This is a genomic window from Staphylococcus sp. LCT-H4 (assembly GCF_001866145.1).
GTDB lineage: Bacteria > Bacillota > Bacilli > Staphylococcales > Staphylococcaceae > Staphylococcus > Staphylococcus succinus.
Genome location: NZ_MODY01000001.1, coordinates 1 through 16,099, shown reverse-complemented (window position 1 = coordinate 16,099; position 16,099 = coordinate 1). Strand labels below are relative to the sequence as shown.

The window sequence follows — 16,099 nt, the reverse complement described above, 5'->3', positions numbered from 1 at the left end:
AATTTTGAAGAAAAATAGTGTTGACATTGATAATTATTATCAATAGAATTAAGTATGTAATCATACATACTTAAGGAGTGAAGACGATGAAGCATAGCTATAAAATTATGGGTATCTTGTTGTTAACGTTGACAGTCGTTTTGCTAACAGCTTGTGGTAGTGTTAGTAACAATGATGCTGACCAATCAAAAAAGAATAAATCAGGAAAAGACGACATAACGATTAAGCATGATACAGGAACAACTAAGATTGCTAAAAATCCTAAACGTGTAGTAGCATTAGAATTTTCATTTGTTGATGCACTTGCAGCACTCGGTGTAAAACCAGTCGGAGTTGCTGATGATGGCGATAAGAATAGAATTTTAGAACCTATTCGCAAAGACATTGGGAACTATAAATCAGTAGGTGCGCGTAAGCAACCTAACTTAGAAGAAATTAGTAATCAAAAACCAGATTTAATTATTGCAGATACAAATAGACATAAAGGTATACAAAAAGACTTGGAAAAAATTGCACCAACAATCATGTTACCAAGTTTTGATAGTGATTATAAAGATAATATAGAAGCCTTTAAAACTATTGCTAAAGCAGTAGGAAAAGAAGATAAAGGTAAAGAAAGATTAAAAGAGCATAATAAATTAATGGATAAATATAGTAAGGAAATTACAATGGATAAATCTGAAGCTGTTTTACCAGCTGTAATTTCTAAATCTGGATTATTAGCACATCCAGATAACACATATGTTGGAGAACTTTTAAAAGAACTAGGGTTCAAAAACGCATTAAATAAAACAAAAACAGATCATCTATCTAAATATCTAAAAGGCCCTTACCTTCAATTAAATTCTGAAGTACTTTCAGACATTAATCCGGGACGCATGTTTATCATGGCTGATGAAGGGAAAAATGATCCAAACCTAAAAAATCAAGAAAAAGATCCAGTTTGGAATGATTTGGATGCAGTTAAGAATGATCGAGTTTCTGTAGTGGATAGAAATACATGGGCACGTGCACGTGGTATCATTTCTTCTGAAGAAATTGCTAAGGAACTTGTTGAAATTTCTAAACAAAAGCAAAATGATAAACAACAAAAGTAAGGTGAATGGTAGATGACTAAATCAAAACGCATTAGTCAAACCAATACAAATGATAATAAAATGCAAACACGCACAGCACTCACATTTTTTGTGAGTGTATGTGCGCTTTTTGTCATTATATATTTCAATTTAAGTGTTGGTTCATCGCATATTGCGATACAAGATTTTAAAGATTATTTTTGGAGCCATACAGATACGAAACAAACTTTTTTAATACATAATGTGCGTATGCCGAGAATGGTAGCGGGGCTACTTATAGGTGCTGCACTAGGCTTGGCAGGTTTACTTATGCAGGCAATGACTAGAAACCCCTTAGCATCACCACAAATTTTTGGTGTAAATTCAGGGGCTTCTTTTGTGATTGTATTTATTACAATGGTTGTGCCTGCTCTGACAGCTTATTCAACGATATTAGCATTTATTGGAGCATTTATAGGTGGGTTAACTGTATACATGTTATCTGGTTCTACGAGAGGTATGACACCAGTTAAATTAGCGCTTGCCGGTATGGCAATCCATTTATTCTTCTCTAGCTTGACACAAGGAATTATATTACTGAATGAAGATGCAACATCGACAGTAATGTTCTGGCTTGTAGGTTCACTATCTACAATAAAATGGGCACAAATTATGGGGATATTGCCTTGGCTAGTCATGGCGTTTATTGGCACAATTATTATATCTAGACAATTAACGATCATGGAGTTGGGGGAAGACCTCGCTAAAGCATTAGGACAAAATGTAAAAGTAATTAGAATTACAACGGGCTTACTCGTTATCGTTTTGGCAGGGGCTTCAGTCTCTATTGCTGGCCCGATAGGTTTTGTAGGATTGATTGTACCTCATATCGTCAAACATTATATACGTACAGATTATAAGTTAATGGTCCCATTAACAATGATTATAGGTGCAGACTTATTACTATTGTCGGATGTATTGAGTCGTTTAATTGCATTTCCGTTTGAATCGCCAGTAGGTATTGTCACATCCTTTATAGGTGCACTTTACTTCCTAGCTATTACGGTTAAAGGAGTGGATCGACAATGAGTAGACGACTAATGTTTCGATATAGTATTGTTATTATTTTGCTTATTCTTTCATCTATTGCAACATTATCGGTAGGTGCAGTATTTATAAACCCAATTGAAGCAATTAAAAGCGTATTTTCGCAAGATAATTTTATATTAAATGAGTATCGTTTACCTAGAATGTGGTTAGCATTGATTGTAGGTAGTAGCTTGGCTATCTCTGGAGCGTTAATACAAGGTGTTGTAAGAAATGCACTCGCATCACCTGATGTAATTGGTATAACAAAAGGTGCAAGTTTATCAGCGGTTACAATTATTATGTTATTTCCGTCAGCGCCATTATTTGTTTTGCCATTCGGATCTTTTGCAGGTGCACTATGTATCAGTTTAATTTTAACGTTACTTATATCAAAATTTAATGTAAAAGGTTCAAAATTAGCTTTAATCGGTTTAGCTATTGGTGCAATTTGTACAGCAATTGTACAATACTTATTAATAAGAAATCCCTTAGACGCCAATACGGCATTGGTGTGGCTTACAGGGAGTCTGTATGGTCATAATATGTCTAATGTATGGGTGATATTACCATGGTTTGTTATCGCATTACCTCTTATATTCTATTATTGTCATCAGTTAGATATTTTAACACTTGGTGATGAGGTTGCTACTGCATTAGGCTCTAAAGTAAAAAAAGTGAAAATGATATTATTGTTTTTAGCAGTTGTCTTAGCTGGAGCTTCAATTTCAGTAGTTGGGGGATTGAGCTTTTTAGGATTAATTGCACCACACATTGCTAGACGTATCGTTGGTCATAAACATATACACATTACGATAATGTCTGGTTTAATTGGTGCTTTATTACTGACAATTAGTGATTGTTTAGCAAAAGGAATCCATCCACCTATTGATATCCCGGTAGGCGTTGTTGTAGCTATCGTAGGTGTACCATACTTTTTATTCCTATTAAGAAAAATATAGAGAAAAATATATAAAACATTGAAATAGTAAGCGTTTTCATATAAAGTGGAATTGACTCTAATTAAGTTAGAGTCAATTTTTTTAGTATTACTAAAATTGACACAAAATATAGATTTACATATTTATACATAATAGGTTATAATTATTGCTGTTGTTTTTTTAGTTTATATAAAAATATAGACACCTGAGGGGTGAATGAAATGAATCAATATAGCAAATCGCAAATCAAGCGAGGGAGACTTAAATTCATTATCATGTCGTTAATTGGTATTATTTTATTTTTGATACCTATTTCTGTGACACAAGATGGTGAAAAACAAACCACTTTACCTGTAGCATTTTTAGCGGGAGTGTTAAAGGACTTACTCGGTAATGCCATGCCGATTATCATTGTTGCTATTGTAACAATATCTGGCATCTTATCGATTCTATGCACGACAGTATTAAAGAATAAATTAAATCCAGATGGACTTTTATATAATGCATTTAACGTCAAAATTGTTTGGTTAATTTTGAGAATATTAGCAGTAGTATTTGTGTGGATGACGTATTTAAAAATAGGTACAAAAGTGATTTATTCAGAAGATACAGGTGGTCTAGTCTTTGATGGCCTACTACCAACCTTGGTGACCGTATTCTTCTTTGCAGCACTCTTTTTACCTTTATTAATGGAATATGGTTTATTGGAGCTATTAGGGCCAGTGTTTAGACCAATTATGCGACCATTGTTTACATTGCCAGGTCGTTCAACTGTAGATAATTTAGCGTCATTTATTGGTGATGGCACAGTGGGTGTCTTAATCACAAGCCGTCAATATGCAGAGGGCTTTTACTCACGACGAGAGGCGACTGTTATTGCCACAACTTTTAGTGTTGTATCTATAACATTTGCGATTGTCGTAGCTGAAACAGTACACATGCAGAAACACTTCTTTTACTTCTATTCGGCAGTTATTATTTCATGTTTAGTTTGTGCCTTTATTTTGCCTAGGATATGGCCATTGAGATCGATTAAGGATGAATATTCAAAAGAAGTATCGGAAGAGACACGTACCGAAAAATTACCTGAAAATAAAACCGCACTTGGACATGGTTTTGATATGGCAACGGAAACTGGTATAAAAGCGCCAGGAGTTAAAGCCTTTTTCGCATCAGGCTTTAAAACAGTTATTGATATGTGGTTTGTGATTTTACCAGTTGTTATGAGTATTGGTACAATTGCTACCATAGTTGCTAATTACACGCCATTATTTGCGATTATAGGAAAACCATTTGTACCATACTTAGAGTTACTACAAATACCTGAAGCTGCACAGGCATCTGAAACAGTATTGATAGGGTTTGCTGATATGTTCTTACCTTCTATTTTAATTGAAGGTGTAGGTAATAATATTACATTATTTGTAGTTGGTGCCTTAAGTATTAGTCAATTAATATATTTATCAGAAGTCGGTGGGGTTATATTAGGTTCGAAAATTCCAGTAAGCATGTTTAAGTTATTTGTAATTTTCTTGATCAGAACGATTATTTCATTACCAATCATTGCTTTGATGGCTCATTTATATTTTAATTAATGCGTCTGTATTATGATTAACTATGTAATAAAAGATGAAATAAAAGCACACGAGATGCCGATTAAATCGGTAAATCACGTGTGCTTTTTTATCTATTTTAAACAATAAGGCTACAGCATGACTAATTCAGTGTTGATAAAACATTTGCTTTAACCACTTTATTTCCAATTACAGGCGATTCACCTTCTTCGGATTTTGATTTTCCGCTATGTGCTTCTTTAAAGGCATCACTTTTTAACCAGGCGTTGAAATCTTCTTGAGTTTCCCACCACGTATTGACGTACATTTGATCGTGATCAGAATCTTCATCTACTTGCCAAACTTCAATTTTTTTGAATCCTTTTAATTCTTGAATCTTTCCACCTTGTGTAAAGTGAGGAGCCATTTTTTCGGCAAACCCTTTTTTGAGTTCTATTCTATTTGTAACAACGTACATAAAGTGCACCTACTTTCATTAATGATACGATTATTATAGCATTATTTTCTATAGATAAAGACTCATAACATTGTCGCGTAACATCTTAAAGATAGCAGAGTTACATGTAAGGTTAATAAATATTGTTAATGCTTATGTAATATTTGAAATAGTTGATTTGAATAAGTAGAGATAGAGTGGTATTACCTAAATATAAAACAGCATCTGGTACCCTTGGAGTTACAAAACTGGTTCTTTCTAAACTATCCAGAATTATAGTAAAATTCAGATAATTAAATTAAGCATCGTCTGATTGTGCGCTCGTACGCGATAAAGAAGCATGTTTAGTTTTATGGAATGTGCTAGCACTTTTGCTTAATTTACTTTTTAAACAAAGGGGAAATGTTATATGAGGATTTCAATAGCACAAATGGAGCCAGTATTAGGTGATTTGAAAGCAAATATAGAATATATTTGTAATACGTTAGCTGAAGAAAGTACAAGAAGTTCACAATTGGTATTATTTCCTGAACTTTCTATTTCAGGCTATGTACAATCACATGAATTATTGGATAAGGTGGCAATTACAGAATATTCAAGGACATTAGCGCAGATTAAAAAAACATGCAGTGATTATAAAATTGAAACAATGATTTCTTTTCCAGAAGTGGATGAACACCAATTTTATATTACGGCAATGTATATTGATGAAAATGGAGAAGTGTTAGGAAAATATAGAAAAACACATTTGTTTGCCAATGAACAGGAATTATTTACAAGGGGTAAAGATTTTCCAATTTTAAAGACTCAGTTTGGCTATATCGGAATGATGATATGCTATGACCTAGAGTTTCCAGAAGTCGCGAGATTATTAAAATTAAAAGGTGCTGAAATAATTTTAATTTCGACAGCAAATATGACACCTTATGAAAAACATCAAAATGTTTATATTGCAAGTAGAGCATTAGAAAATGAACTTCCAATAGCAATTGCCAATCAATATGGCATGAATGACCCGCATCAGTTTTTTGGTCATAGTGCAGTCGTTGATCACAACGGTAATTTTCAACTATATATTGAAAAAGGCGTTTCAACGAAATATGTAGATATAAGTATGCAAATTGAAAGAGATCCACAACTTGAATATACAAAACAGATTCTTCCTACGATATACCATCAATTGAGTGATGCGATGGGGGAGGATGAGTAGTATGGAACAAGGTGAATTAAAGCAATCACTCTCATTATATCAAGTTATTATGTTTGGTTTAGCATATATGGCACCAATGATAGTATTTGGTACGTATGGTACTTTGTACGAAACGACAAATGGTTTTGTACCTTATGCTTATTTATTTGCTACGATAGCAATGTTATTTACAGCATATAGTTATGGACAAATGGCTAAAGCATTTCCATCTGCAGGATCAGCGTATACATTTGTAAGTAAAAGTTTACATCCATCATTAGGATTTATGGTTGGTTGGACGATCCTCTTAGACTATCTGTTTTTACCCTTAGTCATTTGGCTTATAGGAGCAGAATATCTAACGACTGCATTTCCGATGATTCCTAGTTGGGCGTGGATTATTATTTTTATAGTAGTTACAACCTTAGTTAATATTATAGGAATAAATACAACTACATCGATGAATTTACTTATAATGATTTTCCAGTTATTAGTAATTATCATATTTATTATTTTATGTATATGGAGTGTTATGCATGGTATGGGGGAAGGTCATCTAGTTAGTAAACATATCTTGTCGCTAAAAGGTAATCATATATCACCTATTCTAGCTGGTGCTGCAATAGCATGTTATTCATTTTTGGGATTTGACGCGGTAACTACACTTGCAGAAGAAACGAATAACCCTAGAAAAACGATACCAAAAGCGATAATGTTAATTACGATTATTGGCGGATGCTTATTTGTCTTAGTTGCATATGTATTATCGATAACGATTCCTAATTTTAATGCTATACACAATACTGAATCCGCTGCATTTGAAATTGCTAAAATTGTAGGAGGTAATTTTTTATCTGCTTTATTTTTAAGTGGTTTAGTATTAGCCCAATTAGCATCAGGTTTATCTGCTCAAACGAGCGGTGCGCGTTTACTTTATGCGATGGGAAGAGATGGCGTTTTAAATAAACAAATATTTGGCTTTATAGAAAGAAGAAGTCAAACGCCTATATTTAATTTATTATTTATCGGGGTTGTGGGTATTGTAGGGGTGTTTATGAGTATAAGTACATCTACATCATTTATTAATTTCGGAGCATTTATATCTTTCGCATTTGTAAATATCTCTGTTATTGCCTATTATTTTATAAAACTAGAGAAAAGAAAAGGATTGAAGTGGATACCATATTTACTCGTACCAGTTATTGGTGTGATATTAGATGTAAGTCTATTTCTCAGTTTAGATAAACATGCGTTGATATTAGGTGGAGTTTGGACATGCCTCGGATTCTTATACTTAATGTATTTGACAAAGTGTTTTTCAAAATTACCACCGAGTCTTGCAATATAATCGTGATGATAGGAACCAGAATAAAAATAGCTTAATTATAGAAAACCATGAGTAATTTAAAAACTTATTCATGGTTTTATTAAAGAGAAAAAACAGACGGCATTCTTTTGAATAAGAAGTGTCGTCTGTTCGTTTTATATTATATATTTTAAAAGATTGTGAATAGTTATTATTTCGTTACTTCATTGTATACTTTTTGATCGTTCTGAGTATAAATAATGTATTCATGGTCATTAGTGTCAATAATAACACGATTTGTTTTACCAAAAGTAGAACCAATACGTGAAACTTTATCTCTATCTACTTTAGGAACTTCATGGATATTTTGATCTTGTGAAATATTTTTAATATCACTTGTTGGTATCTTGATATCTGCAACTCTCCATTGAATTCTCACTTCATTATTATCTTTTTTAACTGTCATTGCCATATCTGAACACATCCTTTAAGTAATTTATAGCTACATCATACAATATATTGAAATCGTTTTCAACCATTGTGTGATACTTTTTTTGAATAGGTTATACTCATGTAATTTTTTACGAAAGTATGTTCGCATTTGGTGTATAGATATGGTAAAATAAAATCCGATAAGGAGAAGTGAAAATGACAGGTAAAACCCACGCATCATGCGGTTTATTAGTAGGCGCATTAACTATAGAATACTTTCAAACAGATTTATTTACATCAATTACAGTTATAACGCTGGCAGTTATTTCAAGTTTATTACCTGATATTTGTCACGCACAAAGTAAGATAGGAAGAAGATTTAAAATAATAAGTTTTATAGTTAGAAAACTATTTGGGCATAGGACATTTACCCATTCGATATTATTTATGGCCATCATTGCAGGATTACTATATTTTATACAATCTCCGATATATTATTTAGTAACTATTATATTTGGTTTGCTTTCACATGTTATACTAGATATGTTAACTCCTAGGGGCGTTAAATTATTTTATCCTATCCCGATAAGTGTAAGGTTCCCTTTGGTATTTAAAACTGGCGGTCTCGTTGATGGGGCATTAGCGAGCGCATTAACTTTTGGTGCATTATATGTGCTTTTTCAACCATTTTTTATTGAACTAATTTCTAAATGGCTATGATAATAGTTGTACATAGATATATAATAATATAAAGTACATAAAGTGAAATTATATGTTAGGGACAAAAATAAGATTTTATTTTTATATAATCTTGGAATATTAAGGAGAGAAAATATGCTAGACAAGAAAGGGTTAGAAAAGTTTAATCAAGAACATTTAATTGAATTTGAAAAATTAATGAGTAATAACGAGAAAGAACAACTAGCTACCAAAGTCGACTCATTAAACTTATCTAATATTCAAGATTTATACGAAGATTTGTACGTGAATAAAAAAGTTATTGATGATGTTTCTTCGGTAAGTGAAGTAAAATATGATATTAAAGAGAATTTCTCTGATGAAGAGATTGAACAATACGAAAAAGTAGGCTATGAAGCGATTAAAAAAGGCAAATTTGCTGTGTTGTTAATGGCTGGTGGTCAAGGTACACGTTTAGGTTTTAAAGGACCAAAAGGATCATTTGAAATTGAAGGTGTAAGTCTATTTGAAATTCAAGCGAGACAATTATTGGCATTGAAAGAACGAACGGGTGTTTTTGTAGATTGGTATATCATGACGAGTAAAGTTAATGATAGAGAGACACAACTATATTTTGAAGAACAAAATTACTTTGGCTATGATTCAGACCATGTTCACTTTTTTAAACAGGAAAATATTGTTGCACTATCTGAAGAAGGTAAATTAGTATTAGATGTCGATGGCAATATATTAGAAACACCTAACGGTAACGGTGGCGTATTTAAATCACTTAAAAAATCTGGTTATTTAGATGAAATGACTGGAAATGGTGTGGAGTATATTTTCCTAAATAATATTGACAATGTATTGGTTAAAGTACTAGATCCATTATTTGCAGGTTATACTTTCCAAAAGAGTATGGATATTACTACGAAGTCTATTAAACCTAAAGATGGTGAAAGTGTTGGACGATTAGTTAATGCTCAACAAAAAGATACTGTATATGAATATTCTGAGTTAGACGCAGAAGTGGCTAATGAATTTAATAATGCTAATATCGGCATACATTCATTTAAACTTTTATTCATAAATAATGTTGTAGATAATGAATTACCATATCATTTGGCTGTGAAAAATTTAAAACAGTTAGATGAAGACTTTGGTGTAATAGAGCAACCGACACTTAAATTTGAATTGTTCTATTTTGATATATTCCGATATGCTAATAGCTTTATCACACTACAAGTACCAAGAGAAGAGGAATTTTCTCCATTAAAGAACAAAGAAGGTAACGATAGCGTTGAAACAGCTACTGCTGATTTGAAACGCATGAACATGATTTAATAGAGGGTGGTTACACTTATGGCTAATTCAGTAGAAGCTGGTAATAATAAACAAGCTGTAAAAACATTTAAAAATATTATGCCTTTAACATTTGGTGAAGAAATAGGGAATTCTGTTTCTCATGGTGTAGCTGCGTTTCTAGCATTGATCGCATTACCATATGCAGCGATTCAAAGTTACTTAACAAATGGGGTATTAGGTTCGTTCAGTGTTTCAGTATACGTGATTAGTATATTCTTGATGTTTATTTCATCAACGGTGTATCATGCTATGGCTAACGATTCATCGCATAAGTTTATTCTTAGAATTATTGATCATAGTATGATATACATCGCAATTGCTGGAACATATACACCGATATGCCTCATTTTAGTTGGTGGTTGGTTAGGTTGGACGGCAATGGCTGTACTTTGGGGTATAACGATTTGGGGTATCCTTTATAAATCTTTAGCAAATCATGTAAGTCACAAATTAAGTTTAGCAATGTATCTTATTATGGGATGGATAGGGGTGCTATTTTTACCAACAATCATTCATGAAACCTCGGTAACATTTATGTTGTTTATATTGTTTGGTGGTATTGCCTATACTGTCGGTGCATGGTTTTATGCTCAAAAAGATCGACCGTATTTTCATATGATATGGCATTTCTTCATAGTAGCTGCATCAGTATTTCATTTTATAGCTATTATGTATTTTATGTAACTGTAAGACTAAATGATTTCAAATATAAATGATTATAGGTATCTACATGTTCTGTGTAGGTACTTTTTTTAATAAATATTTATAGGTCAATAGACTTATTTTGGTGAAATTGTATTGAATTTATATGAATTTAAGGAATAATAAGTGTTGTTTAATTAGTGGAAATAAGGAAAGTTGGAGGTTAATTATGAATATTAAATCGTTTAGCATTGTAATAGCTCTGATTTTAATCATGTTTATGTCTGCAATAGAAACATCTATTGTTTCATTAGCAGTACCAACGATAAAAGCTGATTTAAATGTCGGTACATCAATTTCATTGGTTTTTGCTGTATATTTTATTGCTATCGTTATTGCTAATCCTATAGTAGGCGAGCTTTTAGATCGAACAAAAATTATATACATAACACTTGTAGGTTTAATGCTATTTAGTATCGGAAGTTTACTCTCGGGATTAAGTAGTACGTTTGTAATACTGATAATTTCTCGTTTTATTCAAGGTTTAGGTGCGGGGGTTATGATGGCGCTTAGCCAAATTGTACCTAAATTAGCTTTTGCAATCCCATTACGTTATAAAATTATGGGCATTGTTGGAAGTGTGTGGGGAATATCGAGCATTATTGGTCCGGTTTTAGGTGGCGGTATTTTAGAATTAGCTTCTTGGCATTGGTTATTCTTTGTAAACATACCTATTGCAATTTTAGCGATGATATTAGTCGTCAGTACATTTCATTTTGAACAAGAGGTTACAAATGTAAAAAACAAATTAGATATTAAAGGATTAACGTTATTCTATATCTTTGTATTCTTTTTGATGTTTGCAGTCATGAATAAATCTGCAATATATTTAAATTTAATAGCTATTATGATAGCCTGTGTAGTCGCTTATATTTTGTATAAAAATGAAAAAGGTATTAAAATGCCGTTTGTACCAGTAGAAGAGTTTAATAAAACTATAATATTAATATTTATAACTGATTTTGCTTATGCGATGATTCTTATGGGCTATAATTTGTATATGCCAGTCTACTTACAAGAAGATTTAGGGCTTTCTCCTTTGCAAAGTGGTTTTGTCATTTTCCCAATTTCTTTAGCATGGTTGGCCTTGAATTTTTCATTAGATAAAATAGAAGCTAAAATGAGTCGAAAAGGATTATATATATTCGCTTTTACGCTTTTAATGGCTTGTGGCATCTTAGTTTTTGTAGGAACAAGCTCTCCAGTATTTATTGGTTTTAGTTTATTGCTTGCAGGTATGAGCTTTGGTACGGTGTATACAAAAGATAGTGTTATTACTCAAGAGGAAACAGCACCAGAAAATATGAAGCGGATGATGTCTCTTTATACATTAACTAAAAGTTTAGGAAATTCTATAGGTGCCACTATTATGGGTTACACATATGCATTATCTTTTACATTTATTAAATTCCATATACACAATGTTATCTTACTTACCCTCATTATCTTAATCGTATTAATAACCATGTGGATTTGCTGTTATAGACAACAGACGCATACGCTAAAAGTATAGCAGCGCTTTATACAAACATAGCTTAATATAGTAAGGCATTTTATTATTAAGAAAATGTTAATTTTAGAGTTGTTTATTTGTATTTGGTAGTGAGTTGTTATAATGGTAATATATAAATGCTATTATAACTTGGAATTATCATTTAAATATGAAGTGAACAATTACGAAGTGAACGAATTGAAGTTAAGTTTAAGGGGAGGACAGTAAGCAATGAAATATATTAGGTACTTATTTACAACGCTTATTGTACTTTCTGTATTTATCGTTTCAGGAGCTATATTTTTAGCCTTTTTAGGTTTTGGTTTATATGGATTAAGTAGAATTCTTATATACTTACATCTTGCTTATTTTGGTTATAATAAAAGTTTTTATGATAATTTAGTCTATTATGGTAGTTACATTGTGCTTGGATATTTCACTTTATTTACTATCGAAAATCTAATGGACTATTTTAGAAAAAAAATACCGGAAAGTCCTTATTTTAAAGGAGTAACTTACCATTTAATTACTTTTACTGTAACTACCTTACTTTTTTATTTTATTGTTCATATTCATTATACGTATATCAACATTGATTTTTGGGTCATAGTTTTAATCATGGGAATCTTATTTATATGTAAAGAAATATTTTATCCAGAAAGCGAAGATTTAAATCAAAAGAGATAAAATTCGTGAGTACAAAGTGTGCTTTTCTAACGAATTTTGGTTGAGTATGAAATTGAGAATAAAAGAAAAGGTGTGAATTTATGACGAACGCAAATTTATCTAAATCTCAAAGAAATATGATTGTTGCAGTAATGATTGTCAGTGCATTTGTCGCAATATTAAATCAAACATTATTGAATACAGCTTTGCCTCATATTATGAAAGGTTTGAATATTACTGAAAATACTTCCCAATGGTTAGTGACAGGATTTATGTTAGTTAATGGTGTAATGATTCCGCTCACTGCCTATTTTATGGATAGAATTAAAACGAGACCTCTATTCTTAATGGCAATGGGCGTATTTTTAGTGGGTTCTATAGTTGCAGCCATTGCACCAACATTTGAAGTGTTAATGTTAGCGCGTGTTATACAAGCTATCGGTGCGGGTGTGATTATGCCGCTAATGCAATTTACATTGTTTATGCTTTTCCCAAAAGATGAACGCGGTTTTGCTATGGGTTTAGCAGGGTTAGTAATTCAATTTGCCCCAGCGATTGGACCAACGTTGTCAGGTTTAATTGTTGATACCACAAGTTGGAGAATGCCTTTTGTAATTGTTGTAGGCGTTGCGCTGATTGGCTTTATATTCGGTGCGATATTCCTTAGAAGTTATAACGAAACCAAAGATACCAAATTAGATAAGCGATCAGTTGTTTATTCTACTTTAGGGTTTGGCATGATGCTATATGCTTTCAGTAGTGCTGGTAATTTAGGATTTAGTAGTCCGGTTGTGATTATTTCACTCATTATAAGCTTGTTTATCATTAGTGCGTTTATTAGAAGACAATTTAATATTACCAATCCTTTGTTAAATTTAGCGGTATTTAAAAATAAAGTTTTTACATTAACTACAGTTTCTTCAATGATAGTAATGATGGCGATGGTCGGTCCTGCATTATTGATACCATTATATGTTCAAAATGCTTTAGGTCTTTCTGCGTTATTATCTGGCTTGGTTATAATGCCAGGCGCTATAATCAATGGTGTAATGTCTATTTATACAGGAAAGTTCTATGATAAATACGGCGCAAGACCACTTGTACTGACTGGATTCTTTCTATTAACTATTTTTACAATTATGTTATGTTTCTTAAAAGCAGATACCTCTTACACATATTTAATTATTGTTTATGCATTGAGGATGTTCTCTGTTTCACTGTTGATGATGCCTTTAAATACTGCAGGCATTAATTCGTTACAAAATAAAGATATATCACATGGTACAGCAATTAGTAACTTTGGGAGAGTGACAGCCGGCTCATTAGGTACAGCACTAATGGTTACAATTATGTCTATTGGGGCTAAAAACTTAGCGCCCAAACCTTTTCCAAATGAAAGTAAAAGTTTAATACACAGAGAAGCTGTTGCTGCTGGTGTAGATTTATCATTTGCTGTTGTGAGTGTATTGGTTATTATTGGGTTTATTTTAGCTTTCTTTATTAAAGAAAAAGAGGAGAATCCATCCATAAATACACGTGAGGTATAGTTATTATTAAGAAGTTAGTTCGATATAAGCTCAATACTGAGATAATATTGAGCTAACTTCTTTTTTATTATACAAATTCAATTTATACTTAATATTAACTATTTAAAGCAAACATAGATTTTGTTTGTTAGAATATATATCATAATTGTTTTAATTTTAAGGGGGACGCTTTGTGTTAACGATAGAGGAAGTTAAAGCACTTATTGGTGAAGTAAAAGATCCAATAATAGATGTACCATTGAAGGAAACAGATGGAATAGTAGATGTTACTATTAAAGAAGAAATTGAGCACGTAAGTGTTAAAGTCGCTATGGCTCAATTAGGTGGACAGCCACAATTAAATTTACAAATGGCTATCGTAGAGGTATTAAAAGAAAATGGTGCAAACACTGTAGGAATTAGATTTGAAGAATTGCCAGCTGAAAAGGTTGAAGCTTATAGGGGCTCAAGCGATGATCAACCGCAAACTATCGAAGGTTTATTGTCCAAAGATAATCCTGTTGAATTTATAGCGATTGCGTCTGGTAAAGGTGGCGTCGGTAAATCAACTGTCGCAGTTAACTTAGCAGTATCATTAGCTAGAGAAGGTAAAAAAGTTGGTTTAGTAGATGCAGATATTTATGGCTTTAGTGTTCCAGATATGATGGGTATTGATGAAAAGCCAGGTGTTCAAGGCAAAGAAATCATACCTGTAGAACGCTATGGTGTAAAAGTGATTTCAATGGCATTCTTTGTTGAAGAGAATGCGCCAGTAATATGGAGAGGGCCAATGTTGGGTAAAATGCTCACTAACTTTTTCACTGAAGTAAAATGGGGAGAATTAGATTATTTGATTTTAGATTTACCTCCAGGCACGGGGGATGTTGCGCTAGATGTACATACAATGTTGCCTTCAAGTAAAGAGATTATTGTAACAACACCACATCCTACAGCAGCATTTGTAGCAGCAAGAGCTGGTGCAATGGCTAAACATACAGAACATTCTATTTTAGGTGTGATTGAAAATATGTCTTATTTCCAAAGTAAAGAAACAGGGAATAAGGAATACGTTTTTGGAACAGGTGGCGGAGAAAAATTAGCAGAAGAACTACAAACAGACGTGTTAGGTCATCTACCATTAGAGCAACCATCATGGAATCCTAAAGATTTTGCACCTTCAATTTATCAAGCTGACGATAGACTTGGTGAAATATATCAATCTATGGCACAAAAGATCATAGATAAGACTACAAAATAGAGCTGTTTATTAAATGAAGAGAAATTAATTTAATTTCTCTTCATTTTTTATTGCAATTATTTAAAATGATGGTAAAATAGTTTCTTGTGACCGCAAAAGAAATGTTTTGAGACCGGCACAGCAAAATTAAAAAAGATGATATAAAGTATTGACTTTGTACTTCGAACTTGATATTATATAAAAGTCGTCAAAAACGACAAAAACATTATTTAATTCAATTTCAAAAAAAGTGTAAAAAATATACTTGTAATCTTCGAAATAATATATTAATATTATTAAAGTAATGTTAAATGATTGTTACGAAATATTAATTTTCTATTGACACAATGTTGAAAGAAATGATATGATAATAAAGCAATTATTCAAATGAACATTGAAAACTGAATCGCAATA

At 32.1% G+C, this 16,099-nt stretch carries 15 protein-coding genes; 13 read left to right on the top strand and 2 right to left on the bottom strand.

Going from position 1 to position 16,099, the window contains the following annotated elements:
- The first annotated feature begins 86 nt into the window (after positions 1 to 86).
- From BK821_RS00075 to BK821_RS00060, 4 genes are all read left to right on the top strand, one after another.
- Positions 87 to 1,097: an ABC transporter substrate-binding protein gene (locus BK821_RS00075; RefSeq protein ID WP_046835634.1), complete on the top strand. Its 1,011-nt coding sequence runs from the start codon at positions 87 to 89 to the stop codon at positions 1,095 to 1,097.
- A 12-nt stretch (positions 1,098 to 1,109) separates the two neighbouring features.
- On the top strand, positions 1,110 to 2,144 hold the full coding sequence (locus tag BK821_RS00070) for a FecCD family ABC transporter permease (protein WP_046835633.1): 1,035 nt from the start codon (positions 1,110 to 1,112) through the stop codon (positions 2,142 to 2,144).
- Positions 2,141 to 3,103 (top strand): FecCD family ABC transporter permease, encoded by a 963-nt coding sequence (locus tag BK821_RS00065; protein WP_046835632.1) that lies wholly within the window; start codon positions 2,141 to 2,143, stop codon positions 3,101 to 3,103. Before BK821_RS00070 ends, BK821_RS00065 begins: the two co-directional genes overlap by 4 nt.
- 200 nt (positions 3,104 to 3,303) lie before the next feature.
- Positions 3,304 to 4,677: a YjiH family protein gene (locus BK821_RS00060; RefSeq protein ID WP_046835631.1), complete on the top strand. Its 1,374-nt coding sequence runs from the start codon at positions 3,304 to 3,306 to the stop codon at positions 4,675 to 4,677.
- A 121-nt stretch (positions 4,678 to 4,798) separates the two neighbouring features.
- On the opposite strand, the gene BK821_RS00055 is transcribed toward BK821_RS00060, so the two are convergent.
- Positions 4,799 to 5,113, bottom strand: coding sequence for a heme oxygenase (locus BK821_RS00055; protein WP_046835630.1), 315 nt, complete (start codon positions 5,111 to 5,113; stop codon positions 4,799 to 4,801).
- A gap of 388 nt (positions 5,114 to 5,501) precedes the next feature.
- On the opposite strand from BK821_RS00055, the gene BK821_RS00050 reads away from it, so the two are divergent.
- Both BK821_RS00050 and BK821_RS00045 read left to right on the top strand, forming a co-directional pair.
- The gene (locus tag BK821_RS00050; RefSeq protein WP_071330946.1) at positions 5,502 to 6,302 is read left to right on the top strand and encodes a carbon-nitrogen hydrolase family protein; all 801 of its coding nucleotides are present in this window, start codon (positions 5,502 to 5,504) and stop codon (positions 6,300 to 6,302) included.
- A 1-nt stretch (position 6,303) separates the two neighbouring features.
- A complete protein-coding gene (locus tag BK821_RS00045; protein WP_046835629.1) occupies positions 6,304 to 7,629 on the top strand; it encodes an APC family permease in 1,326 nt (441 codons plus the stop codon).
- Positions 7,630 to 7,798: 169 nt separating this feature from the next.
- On the opposite strand, the gene BK821_RS00040 is transcribed toward BK821_RS00045, so the two are convergent.
- Positions 7,799 to 8,059 carry a SunI/YnzG family protein gene (locus BK821_RS00040; RefSeq protein ID WP_046835628.1) on the bottom strand — a complete coding sequence of 87 codons (261 nt, stop codon included), beginning with the start codon at positions 8,057 to 8,059 and terminating at the stop codon, positions 7,799 to 7,801.
- A 176-nt stretch (positions 8,060 to 8,235) separates the two neighbouring features.
- On the opposite strand from BK821_RS00040, the gene BK821_RS00035 reads away from it, so the two are divergent.
- The 7 genes from BK821_RS00035 (at position 8,236) to BK821_RS00005 (ending at position 15,706) form a co-directional block, all read left to right on the top strand.
- Positions 8,236 to 8,739, top strand: coding sequence for a metal-dependent hydrolase (locus BK821_RS00035; protein ID WP_046835627.1), 504 nt, complete (start codon positions 8,236 to 8,238; stop codon positions 8,737 to 8,739).
- A gap of 114 nt (positions 8,740 to 8,853) precedes the next feature.
- Complete coding sequence (locus tag BK821_RS00030; RefSeq protein WP_071330945.1) at positions 8,854 to 10,041, top strand: UTP--glucose-1-phosphate uridylyltransferase; 1,188 nt, start codon at positions 8,854 to 8,856, stop codon at positions 10,039 to 10,041.
- Between the two features lie 18 nt (positions 10,042 to 10,059).
- Positions 10,060 to 10,746, top strand: a complete 687-nt coding sequence (trhA, locus tag BK821_RS00025; RefSeq protein ID WP_046835625.1) for a PAQR family membrane homeostasis protein TrhA — start codon at positions 10,060 to 10,062, stop codon at positions 10,744 to 10,746.
- Between the two features lie 187 nt (positions 10,747 to 10,933).
- Positions 10,934 to 12,277, top strand: a complete 1,344-nt coding sequence (gene sdrM / locus BK821_RS00020; RefSeq protein ID WP_071330944.1) for a multidrug efflux MFS transporter SdrM — start codon at positions 10,934 to 10,936, stop codon at positions 12,275 to 12,277.
- A gap of 210 nt (positions 12,278 to 12,487) precedes the next feature.
- The gene (locus tag BK821_RS00015; RefSeq protein WP_046835623.1) at positions 12,488 to 12,943 is read left to right on the top strand and encodes a SepA family multidrug efflux transporter; all 456 of its coding nucleotides are present in this window, start codon (positions 12,488 to 12,490) and stop codon (positions 12,941 to 12,943) included.
- Positions 12,944 to 13,023: 80 nt separating this feature from the next.
- Positions 13,024 to 14,469, top strand: coding sequence for an MDR family MFS transporter (locus tag BK821_RS00010; protein WP_046835622.1), 1,446 nt, complete (start codon positions 13,024 to 13,026; stop codon positions 14,467 to 14,469).
- Between the two features lie 172 nt (positions 14,470 to 14,641).
- Positions 14,642 to 15,706 carry an Mrp/NBP35 family ATP-binding protein gene (locus tag BK821_RS00005; RefSeq protein ID WP_046835621.1) on the top strand — a complete coding sequence of 355 codons (1,065 nt, stop codon included), beginning with the start codon at positions 14,642 to 14,644 and terminating at the stop codon, positions 15,704 to 15,706.
- Positions 15,707 to 16,099 lie beyond the last annotated feature (393 nt).